Genomic DNA, 3,314 nt, shown 5'->3' with positions numbered 1-3,314 from the left:
AATTAGTGTCTTTTCCAATAAACGGAATTACATCCATTCTAAAACCATCAATACCTTTATCTAACCACCAACGCATCATTTTATAAATTTCTTGACGCAGTTTTGGATTTTCCCCAATTTAAATCAGGTTGTTTATAACTGAAATAATGTAAATAATAAGAATTGGTGGTTTTATCATAACGCCAACCACTTCCATCGGCTTCAAAACTTCCTGGTCTAAATGCTGGTTTTCCTTTTTCTGCTGGCCACCAATGAAAATAATCTCTATATGGATTATCACGTGATTTTTTACTTTCTAAAAACCATTTGTGTTGGTCAGAACAGTGATTTACAACCAAATCCATCACTAATTTCAAACCTCTTTTGTGCATTCCTTTAAGTAAAGCATCAAAATCTTCCATTGTACCAAATTCTTTCATAATAGTTTGATAATCTGAAATATCATAACCATTATCAGCATTTGGAGAACCATAAATTGGATTTAACCAAACGGTTGTAACGCCTAAACTTTTTATATAATCAAGCTTTTCAATAATACCTTTTAAATCGCCAACACCATCACCATCAGTATCTTTAAAACTTCTTGGATATATTTGATAAACCACAGCTTCTTTCCACCATTTTTTTTCAGATTTAGAATTTTCTGTAATTTTTAAATCAAAATTTGAATCTTTTTTACAAGAAATAAATGTCAGAATTAATAGTAGAAATAAGGAAAATTTAGATTTCATTTTTGTTTTTTATTTAAAGTGTCACAATTAAGTTATAAAAATTCAAAATCTTGAATTCAAATCTTTATAAATTCATATTTAATAATCGAAAACGTTTTCGATTTTAGATAAAACTATTTTAAGTTAAAACTTTTAGTAATACCAAATAAAAAGGATAAGTTTGAAAGAATATAATTCTTAAAACTATGATTTCTAAAATTAAAATTCTTGTAGCTTTCGTATTAGTTAGTTCTTCTATTTTTTCTCAAACAAAATCAGACGAATGGAATTTAGTTGCTACATCGCGTGAAAATTATTTTGGTGCTACAATGGCAAACGGTCAAATAGGAATTGTAACAGATGATACGCCATTAAAAACCAAAGAAATTATTTTAGATGGAGTTTACGAAGCAAGTCCAGAAAACGGTATTAGTAGAATTGTTCGTGGTATAGAATTTTTAAATTTACACCTATATATTAACAGTCAAGAAATAAAATCGGACAATATTGAAAATTGGAGTCAAGTCATTTCAATGAAAGAAGGAATTAGTACCACATCATTTTCCTTTAAAGATTTGGCTAAAATTAATTATTCGATTTTGGCAAATAGAGCTATTCCGTTTTCGGCAATGGCAATTGTAGAAATTACACCTTTAAAAGACATTGAAATTCTTGCTAACAATTATATGATAGTTCCAGAGGAATTAAAAGAAGCTAAAAGTCAATATAGAGTTTTAAAAGACAATCAGTTTTTGATGCCAGTTTTTGGGACAACTGCTAAAACCTTGAGAGGAAAATATACCATTGCTGCTTCAACTACATTTTTATTTGATGGAGCAACCGAAACGTTAAAACAAACTGGCGATGAAGTTGGTTTTACAAAAAAATTACTAAAAGGTAAAAAATATCGATTTGCTATTGCTGGCGGAATTTGTACTTCTAAAGATGTTACTGATCCTTTAAACGAATCTGAAAGACAACCCATTTTTGCTTTGCAAGAAGGAATTGACAAACTAGTTACTAGACATAAAAATGCTTGGGCAGAATTATGGAATACTGGCGATATTCAAATAGAAGGCGATTTGGATGCGCAACAACGAGTTCGATTTGCATTATATAATTTATATTCTTTTGTTCGTTCAGAAAGCAGACAAAGTATTGCGCCAATGGGATTGTCTAGTCAAGGTTATAACGGTCATATTTTTTGGGATACAGAACTTTGGATGTATCCATCGCTATTAGTTATGCAGCCAGAAATGGCAAAATCGTGTTTAGATTATCGATCAGACAGATTACAAAAAGCCAAACAAAAAGCATCTATTTATGGATACAAAGGTGCAATGTTTCCTTGGGAAAGCGACGATACTGGCGAAGAAGCAACACCAACTTGGGCATTGACAGGAATTTTTGAACAACATATTACATCAGATGTTGCCATTGCCTTTTGGAATTATTATTCTATGACGCAAGACACATCGTGGTTAAAAAGCGAATACAAAGTTTTGAAAGAAACAGCCGATTTTTGGGTAAGTCGTGTAGTAAAAAACGTTGACGGAAGTTATTCAATTTTAAATGTAGTTGGCGCAGACGAATATGCACAACATGTTGATGACAATGCCTTTACAAATGCATCTGCAATAGAAACTTTAAAAAATACAATTAAAGCAGCAACTATTTTGGGCGAACCAATAAATCAAAAATGGATTGAAGTTTCTAATAATATTGTAATCCATAAAAAAGATGGAATTACCCAAAACTATAAAGGTTATAATGGACAAATGATAAAACAAGGCGATGTAAATTTATTGGCTTATCCTTTACATATTATTACAGATAAATCTCAAATTGAAAAAGATTTGGCCTATTACTCTGAAAAAATTGACAAAAAAGATGGTCCAGCAATGGCACACGGAATTTTATCCGTTTTGTATGCAAGATTGGGCGATAAAGAAAAAGCGTACGACCATTTTGTAAAAGCATATTTACCAAACAGTCGACCACCATTTGGTGTTTTCTCAGAATCTGCAAACAGTAATAATCCTTATTTTGCTACTGGCGCAGGCGCAATGTTACAAGCCATAATTTACGGATTTGGTGGTGTAGAACAAACCGATAACGGATTAAAATACAACAAAGGAATTTTACCAAAAAACTGGAAATCGTTAAAAATTATTGGTATTGGTAATGATGAGAAAACTATAATTATAAAATAAAAAAGTTCCTTTTTTGATAAATAATTTAGTGCTGTAATTTTTTACAGCACTTTTTTTATAAATTTTGTTGAATTTATTATAAATTTTGTTGTTTTAACAATTGTTCCTTATTAAAAAAACATACTTCATTTTTATTTATACCTTTTGTTATCTATACAACAATTTTTAGTAGTTTTTTTATACTAATGATTACAAATCGAAAACGTTTTCGTTGTTACTATAACGTTTTCGTTACTTCTTTCTTAAAGTTTTCATAAAATTAAGATTAAGTTTGAAGTTCTATAAACAATTATTAACTAACCAATTTATTACAAGTATGAAAAATAGTCTACTCAAGGGCTTATTAGTTTTTCTGACTATGTTCTTTACAGGTGTTGCATTTTCACAAAGC

General features: G+C 29.9%; 1 protein-coding gene and 1 pseudogene. One reads left to right on the top strand and one right to left on the bottom strand.

Annotation, left to right across the window (positions count from 1 at the left end):
• Positions 1–731 (bottom strand): annotated as a pseudogene (locus ACH2BO_RS03210) (alpha-amylase family glycosyl hydrolase); the annotation flags it as partial.
• A gap of 185 nt (positions 732–916) precedes the next feature.
• Between ACH2BO_RS03210 and ACH2BO_RS03205 the strand changes: the two are divergent.
• Positions 917–2,923, top strand: a complete 2,007-nt coding sequence (locus tag ACH2BO_RS03205) for a glycosyl hydrolase family 95 catalytic domain-containing protein (RefSeq protein ID WP_395043317.1) — start codon at positions 917–919, stop codon at positions 2,921–2,923.
• The last annotated feature ends 391 nt before the right edge of the window (positions 2,924–3,314 follow it).

This window comes from Flavobacterium sp. (assembly GCF_043773265.1).
Lineage (GTDB): Bacteria > Bacteroidota > Bacteroidia > Flavobacteriales > Flavobacteriaceae > Flavobacterium.
This window is presented reverse-complemented; position numbering and strand designations above follow the sequence as displayed.

Bases quoted from the DNA above. Each gene is read 5' to 3' on its own strand.
- ACH2BO_RS03205 (WP_395043317.1), top strand. From the start codon at position 917: ATGATTTCTAAAATTAAAATTCTTGTAGCTTTCGTATTAGTTAGTTCT.